Annotated in this window: 5 protein-coding genes; 1 reads left to right on the top strand and 4 read right to left on the bottom strand. The window is 59.8% G+C overall.

What is annotated here, in order from left to right; translation table 11 throughout:
- The 4 genes from KDL09_RS22120 to KDL09_RS22135 all read right to left on the bottom strand — a co-directional run.
- Nucleotides 1-855: 5'-3' exonuclease H3TH domain-containing protein (locus KDL09_RS22120; RefSeq protein WP_294390032.1), on the bottom strand; the 855-nt coding region annotated here is incomplete at its 3' end.
- A 40-nt stretch (nt 856-895) separates the two neighbouring features.
- Nucleotides 896-2,590 (bottom strand): cation:proton antiporter, encoded by a 1,695-nt coding sequence (locus KDL09_RS22125; protein WP_294390034.1) that lies wholly within the window; start codon nt 2,588-2,590, stop codon nt 896-898.
- A gap of 83 nt (nt 2,591-2,673) precedes the next feature.
- On the bottom strand, nt 2,674-3,621 hold the full coding sequence (locus tag KDL09_RS22130; RefSeq protein WP_294390039.1) for an SDR family oxidoreductase: 948 nt from the start codon (nt 3,619-3,621) through the stop codon (nt 2,674-2,676).
- A gap of 69 nt (nt 3,622-3,690) precedes the next feature.
- Nucleotides 3,691-5,601 carry an ABC transporter ATP-binding protein gene (locus tag KDL09_RS22135; RefSeq protein WP_294390042.1) on the bottom strand — a complete coding sequence of 637 codons (1,911 nt, stop codon included), beginning with the start codon at nt 5,599-5,601 and terminating at the stop codon, nt 3,691-3,693.
- 160 nt (nt 5,602-5,761) lie between these two features.
- On the opposite strand from KDL09_RS22135, the gene KDL09_RS22140 reads away from it, so the two are divergent.
- The coding region (locus KDL09_RS22140; RefSeq protein WP_294390046.1) for a nucleotide sugar dehydrogenase at nt 5,762-6,947 on the top strand (1,186 nt) is incomplete at its 3' end.

Raw genomic sequence — 6,947 nt, forward strand, 5'->3', positions numbered from 1 at the left:
GCGGCCCAGCACGTTGAACTCGAGCTCGCTGACGAAGGCTTTCAGCGTCTCGTCATCGTGGGGTTGGATGACCAGATCCGCGACCTGGGTGTCGTAGGGCGCATCAACGAAGATGGTGGCGAGCTTCTTCGAGAGCAGGGCGTCGTCCCTGCTGGTCTCGAGCTTCTCCTTTTGCTTGCCTTTGAGCTTGTCGGTGTTCGCGAGGAGGTTTTCGACGCTGCCGAATTGCTGAATGAGTGCGGTGGCGGTCTTTTCGCCGAAGCCCTTCACGCCGGGGATGTTGTCCACGGCGTCGCCCATGAGCGCAAGGATGTCGATGACCTGCTCGGGGCGCTCGATGCCCCAGCGTTCGCAGACTTCCTTCACACCGAGAATTTCCACATCGGCACCGGCGCGGCCCGGCTTGTAGATTTTCACATGCTCGGAAACGAGCTGACCGAAGTCCTTGTCCGGCGTGACCATGAAGGTTTCGATGCCTTCCTTCTCCGCACGTTTGGCCATGATACCGATGATGTCGTCGGCCTCGTAACCGTCGCGCACGAGGATGGGCACGTTCATGGCCTCCATGAGCCGTTTGATCTGCGGAATGGCCATGGAGATGTCCTCCGGCATCTCTTCACGCTGCGCCTTGTAAGCGGGGAACATCTCATGCCGCGGGGTGGGGGCGGAGGTGTCCAGCGCGACGGCGAGATGGGTGGGCTGCTGGTTTTTGAGGATGTCGAGCAGCGTATTCGCAAAGCCGTAGAGCGCGGATGTGTTCAATCCGTCGCTGGTGCGGATCGGTGCTTTGATGAAGGCAAAGTGCGCGCGGTAAAGCAGCGCCATGCCGTCGAGGAGGAAAAGGCGTTGGGACATTCGCCTTCAAACTAGGCGGATGGGATGCAGGCGCAATGCCTCAAGCACCCTGCAAAGTCAGCGCAGCGTCCTCCATGGCGCGGCTGGCCTCAGTCTCATCGTTCACCACCTGCGTGGCACCGAGGCGCTTCAGGCGCTCCACGTCGGAGCTGAAACGTGCGCGCGCGAGCACGGCGATGTCGGGGCGATGCTCGCGGATCATGGCGAGGGCCTGCGCGTTGACGGTGGCATCCGGAAAGGTCAGGGCGACCATGCGGGCGTTCTTCAAACGTGTGAGTTCCCAGGTTTCCTCGTGGCTGGCATCGGCGAAGAGCACGGCTTGTCCCTGCCGCTGGAGCTTGCGCACAGTTTCAGCGTTCAGCTCCACCACAAGCGTACGCACGCCGGAGTCGAGAAGCGCTTTGTTGAGCTTTTCACCGACAGGTCCGTGCCCGCAGATGATCGCGTGGTCGGCGAGACCGCTGATGCGCTCGCGCAGACTGCCCGCGTCGAATTTGACCGGCCGGCCGCGGCCCCATCCGCGTCTGACGAGCCAGTCACCGAACGGCTGGCCAATCTTGAGAAGGGCAGGGAGCAGTCCCATGGAAAGTGCGCTCGAAGCAAGGAGCGTCTGCTGAGTGTCATGGCTCCATAGGGCAAAGCCACCCGCCTGTTGAAGCAGCACGAGTGAAAATTCCCCGGCGCTGCACAGGCCGATGCCCGCCATGAGCGCCTGACGATGGGCGAGACCCAGACGACGTGCGATGATGGTGATGATGCCTGCTTTGACGAGCATCAGGAGAGCGGTAAGCACACTGATCGGCAACCAGAGGACAAAGGCTGCCTTGACGTCGATCATGAGGCCGACGGAGACGAAGAACAGTGTGAGAAAGAGATCCTTCAGCGGCATGACGTCCGCGAGGATGCGATGCTTGAAAATCGATTCGCTTACCGCCAACCCTGCCACGAAAGCACCGAGCGCCAGGCCGAGTCCGAGAAGTCCGCCAATGAAGGCGAGGCCGACACAACTGCCGATGACGGTGAGCGTGAATAGCTCGCGATTGCGTGTCTGGGTGACGGCATTGAGCAGCCAGGGAATGACCCAGCGGGCACCGACTCCAGCGAGCACCACAAAGACGCCTCCGCGCAGCGCGAGCGAGCCTAGTCGCGGCAGCAATGCGGTCTCGACACCGGCCTGTGGCAGCAGCAGCGGCAGCAACAGGAAGAAGACGATGATGAACAGATCCTGAAAAATCGCGACGGCGAGCGCCATGCGTGCGCCGGGACTGGATTCGAGACCCTGATCCTGAAAGCTCTTCAAACTGACTGCCGTGGAGCTCATGGCGAGCGCGACGGACATAATAACGGCTCCTTGCCAGGAGGGATGGATCAGCGTCGATGCCGCCGCTCCCACTGCGACACAGAGCCCCATCTGCCATCCTCCACCGACAAAGGCGAGACGGCGCAAAAAGCGCAGTTCGCCCAGCGAGAACTCCAGGCCCAGCGTAAACATGAGCAGGATCACGCCAAATTCCGCCATTTGGGAGACACGCTCGTGCGACTCCCCGCCGCCGAGCAGATCCAGCACCCCGGAGTTTGCGATCAGGACGCCACAGATGAAATAGCCGGCCAGCATGGACTGCCGCAGTCTCAGCAGCAGCAACGACACCAGAACCACACCGGCAAGCATCAGCGCCAGCAACGCAAACAGCGGCGGGATGGCATCAGCAGCGGCGATGAGGGGCGTGGACATCATGTTTCGGAATGTTCATCGCCGTGGTCTTGCCGATGATCAAGCTGCTGATGCCGCGGGCTCTTTTTAATCGGCAACGATGTCCGTCACCGCGCCTGCTGGCGGTAGAATTCGAGCGTCTGCGCCAGCCCGTCTTTCCAGGAAACCCTGGGTTCGTAGTCGAGCGCTTCGCGGATGGCCGAGATGTCTGCCTGCGAATGGCGGATGTCTCCGGCTCTTGCGGACTCAAGTTTTGGTTCGAGGTGCTGTCCCGTCAGTTCATTGATGTCAGCAACGAGCTGGAGGAGCGAAATGCTCGTCCCGGTGCCGCCATTGAAGACCCTGCCGGCAACTGTTTGCTCAGGCGCTGCCGCTGCCATGAGGTTGGCCTGGACGATGTTGTCGATGAACACGAAGTCGCGCGACTGGCTGCCGTCTCCGAAAATGACGGGAGCTTCACGACACAGCATGGCGGAACAAAATTTGGCGATGACCCCGGAATACTGTGACGTGGATGACTGCCGCGGTCCGAAGACATTGAAGTAGCGCAGAGCCACCGTGGGCAGACCGTAAAGCTGATGGAAGAGCTGGCAGTAGCGCTCGCCTGCATACTTCTGCAGGCCATAAGGCGTGATGGGCTGCGGCGGGAGGGATTCGTGCTTCGAAGGCACCTCGGATTCTCCGTAGATGGCCGAAGAGGAGGCGAAGAGAAAGCGCTTCACACCAGCGTCACGCGCGGCAACGAGGAGCTTCAACGTGGCATCCAGATTGTGCTCGTTGGTTCCGAGAGGGTCGCTGACCGACTGCGGAACGGACGCGACGGCCGCCTGATGGAACACCCAGTCGCAGCCGGGAATCGTTTTCGCCAGCAGGACGTCGTCGCGTACATCTCCACGGATGTATTCCAGAGCATCGGAATTCTTCCTCCACGCGAGATTCTGCAAATCGCCGGTGCTTTCGTTGTCGATGACGACAACCTTCGCCCCCTGTGCGCACAGGGACTGGGCGATATGCGAACCGATGAATCCGGCGCCGCCGGTGACAAGAACTTTCATGGGGGAAGATGACCGAAGGCGGAAATGACCTCGATAATGACCGCTCTGGCGAGGAAAAACTGAGATCGATCAGGCATCCTGGCTTTCATCGCTGCTGAACTGCAGATTGTAGAGCTTCTGGTAGAGCGGATTGCGGCCCAAAAGTTCCGCATGCGTGCCTCGGTCGAGGATTCGGCCGCGATCCATGACGACGATCTGATCGGCTTCGAGAACGGTGGACAGGCGGTGGGCGATAGCGACCACGGTTTTGCCTTCGGACAACGTGTGAACAGCCTCCTGAATGATCTTCTCGCTTTCCGTGTCGAGTGCCGAGGTAGCTTCGTCGAGCAGCAGAATGGGGGCGTTGCGCAGAATCGCGCGTGCGATCGAGATGCGCTGCTTCTGGCCGCCTGACAGATTACAGCCGCCTTCGCCGACCATGGCGTCGTAGCCACCGGAGATTTGCGTGATGAATTCATGGGCATGGGCTCTCTTTGCCGCGGTGATGATTTCCTCCTCGGTAGCATCGAGCCGGCCGTAGCGGATGTTTTCACGCACGGTGTCGTGGAAGAGGAAGGTGTCCTGGCTGACGACGCCGATGTTCCCACGGAGAGAGTTTTGCGTCAGTGACCGGATGTCGTGACCATCCATGAGTACGGCTCCTTCGTCTGGATCGTAGAAACGCAGGAGCAGTGAGTAAAGCGTGCTCTTGCCTGCGCCGCTTGGGCCGACGAACGCATAGAACTTGCCCGGATCGAGTTGGAGGTCGATGCCCTGAACGGCAGGCACCTCCTTCTTATCACCATTCTGTTCGCGGTAATAAAAAGTGAGGTTCTGAAAGGTCACGGCCCCCTTGGCACGACCGACATCAATGGCGTTTGGTGCGTCCTGGATGTCGGGCTGGCGCTCCAGTAGTTCGAATACCATGCTTGCGGCCACAGTGGTCTTTTGCAGCAAGATCTGCACTTTGCTGAGTTCTTTGACCGGCGGATAGATCTGCGTGAGTGCCATCACCATGATGAAGAAGTTTTCCGCCTCCAAGCCCCGGTGCCAGGCATAGACCAGGCCTGCTGCGATTCCGAACGAGGCGACGGTTTCGACCACGGGGCCGACGAGTTCCATGGCCTTTGTCCAACGAACCATGTTGCGGGTCATGCTCGCATTGCTGCGGTCAAAACGGGCTGCGGCATGGTCTTCTCGGGCATATGCCTTCATCAGGCGGATTCCCGAAAATGTTTCCTGCATGGCGACCATTAGTGCACGTGAGTCATACTCTTCGTTTGCTCCCACCCTGCGGACACGCTTCCCGATGCGGATGATCGGCACCAGGCAGGCGGGAAAAACGACCAAGGACATGAGCGTGAAAAACCAGTCCTGTGCGAAAAGCACCACGAGGATGGAAATGATCGTCAGCGGGCGCTGGGCGAGCGTCTGCACCAACGTCATCGAATTGCGCTGCACCACGCCCGTTTGCGCGGTCACCGACTGCATGAGCTCCCCAGTTTTGGCGGTGTTGAAAAAGCCCGGCGACTGACGGAGCACACTGCGGAACGCGTCGTTGCGGATCTGATAGACCATTTTGCTGGTCACCCAGGCCTGCATGTAGCTCGACAGGTAGGAGAGAAAGCCGCGGATGAAGATGAGCACTGGGATGAAAGCGCAGGCAGTCATCACGCCGGTGAGCCCCACGGGTGTATCGTCCGCAACGCCCATGATCTCGGCCAGATTGAGCTCCCCGATCAGCGGCAGTTTGGTAGGTTCGCCCAAGGTGCGGGTCTGGCCCTTCAGGACCAGGGAGAAAATGAGCTGAAAGCCGATCAGCATGAAACCGTTGAAGGCGGCGCTGAGCATGCCGAGCAGGATGCTCAGGACGAAACGAAAGCGGTAGGGAAGCAGATAGGTCCACAGGGATCGCAGGGTCTTCTTAACCACCTCAGGGAGACTGAGCTCGGCGTGAAGAAGGCGAGGCTGGTGTGGAGGGGATTTTGCAGGTTGGGGCATGGCAAAGGCCGCGCACTAACTGCGGTATCATGCGCCGCACAACCGGGAATTGAGCCGGTGCCTGTTCCGCGCATCCTCGGTTGACGTGATGCCGGGGACGGCTTTACAAGGCGGCTCCTTGGCGCTTTGATGCGCCCTGTTTCACTCCCAACGTTTTTCTATGCCCGTCAAAAAATCATCGGCCGCCACCTTATTGTCCCAATGGCAGGCGAAGCTTCAGAATCGCAGTCTTAAGGTGGGCATCATGGGCATGGGCTACGTTGGCTTGCCACTAGGGCTGCTTTTCGCGGAAAAGGGACTCCAGGTCGTCGGCGTAGACCCGGATGAACACCGCAGCCGGGCTCTCAATCAGGGGCGCTCCCCCATCCGCCACATCAAGAATGCCCGGGTCAAGGCGGCGGTGACCAGCGGTCTGTTCCGCGCCACCGCCGATCCGGTGGCGCTGAAAGACGTGGACGCAGTGTTGATCTGCGTTCCGACACCGCTGACTAAGCAGCGGGAGCCCGATCTTTCGTATGTGGAGTCCTCCACAGAGTGGGTGGCGGCCAACATCAAGCCCGGCTGTCTTGTGGTGCTGGAATCCACCACCTATCCAGGGACTACGCGTGACATCGTAGCGCCCATTTTGAAGAAGGCGGGGTTCAAGCCGGGAACCAATGTCTTCCTGGCCTACAGCCCCGAGCGCGAAGATCCGAACAATGCGACCTTTTCCACGGCAAGCATCCCGAAAGTTGTGGGCGGCACAGATGCAACGAGCGGCAAACTGGCCGCTATGCTTTACGAGCAGATCATTTCCAAGGTCGTCCCGGTGACGAGCGCCGAGGTGGCCGAGGCGGCGAAGCTGCTCGAAAACATTTTCCGTTCGGTGAACATCGCGATGGTGAACGAATTGAAGATTGTCTTTGACCGCATGGGCATCGACATCTGGGAGGTGGTGAACGCTGCCAAGACCAAGCCCTTCGGCTTCATGCCGTTCTATCCGGGGCCGGGCCTTGGCGGACACTGCATTCCGATCGATCCTTTCTATCTGACATGGAAGGCGCGTGAGTTCGACATCTCCACGAAGTTCATCGAGCTCGCCGGTGAGGTGAACACCAATATGCCCTACTTCGTGGTTTCCAAACTGCAGGACGCGTTGGGCAGCAGGGGCAAATCTTTGCGCGGCAGTCGCGTGCTGCTGCTCGGCCTCGCTTACAAGCGTGACGTTGATGATTTTCGTGAGTCGCCGACGCTCAAGCTCATGGACATCCTGGAGCGCAACAAGTGCCGCGTGGACTATCATGACTCCTACATTCCGCAGTTTCCGGGCGATCATCATTTCCCCAAACTGAAGCCCCGGAAGAGCC

Origin of the sequence: Prosthecobacter sp. (assembly GCF_020439865.1) — a bacterium.
Classification (GTDB): domain Bacteria; phylum Verrucomicrobiota; class Verrucomicrobiia; order Verrucomicrobiales; family Verrucomicrobiaceae; genus Prosthecobacter.

Excerpts from the sequence above, each read along its gene's own strand:
- KDL09_RS22125 (WP_294390034.1), bottom strand. The coding sequence starts at position 2,590 with ATGATGTCCACGCCCCTCATCGCCGCTGCTGATGCCATCCCGCCGCTG.
- KDL09_RS22130 (WP_294390039.1), bottom strand. The coding sequence starts at position 3,621 with ATGAAAGTTCTTGTCACCGGCGGCGCCGGATTCATCGGTTCGCATATC.
- KDL09_RS22135 (WP_294390042.1), bottom strand. The coding sequence starts at position 5,601 with ATGCCCCAACCTGCAAAATCCCCTCCACACCAGCCTCGCCTTCTTCAC.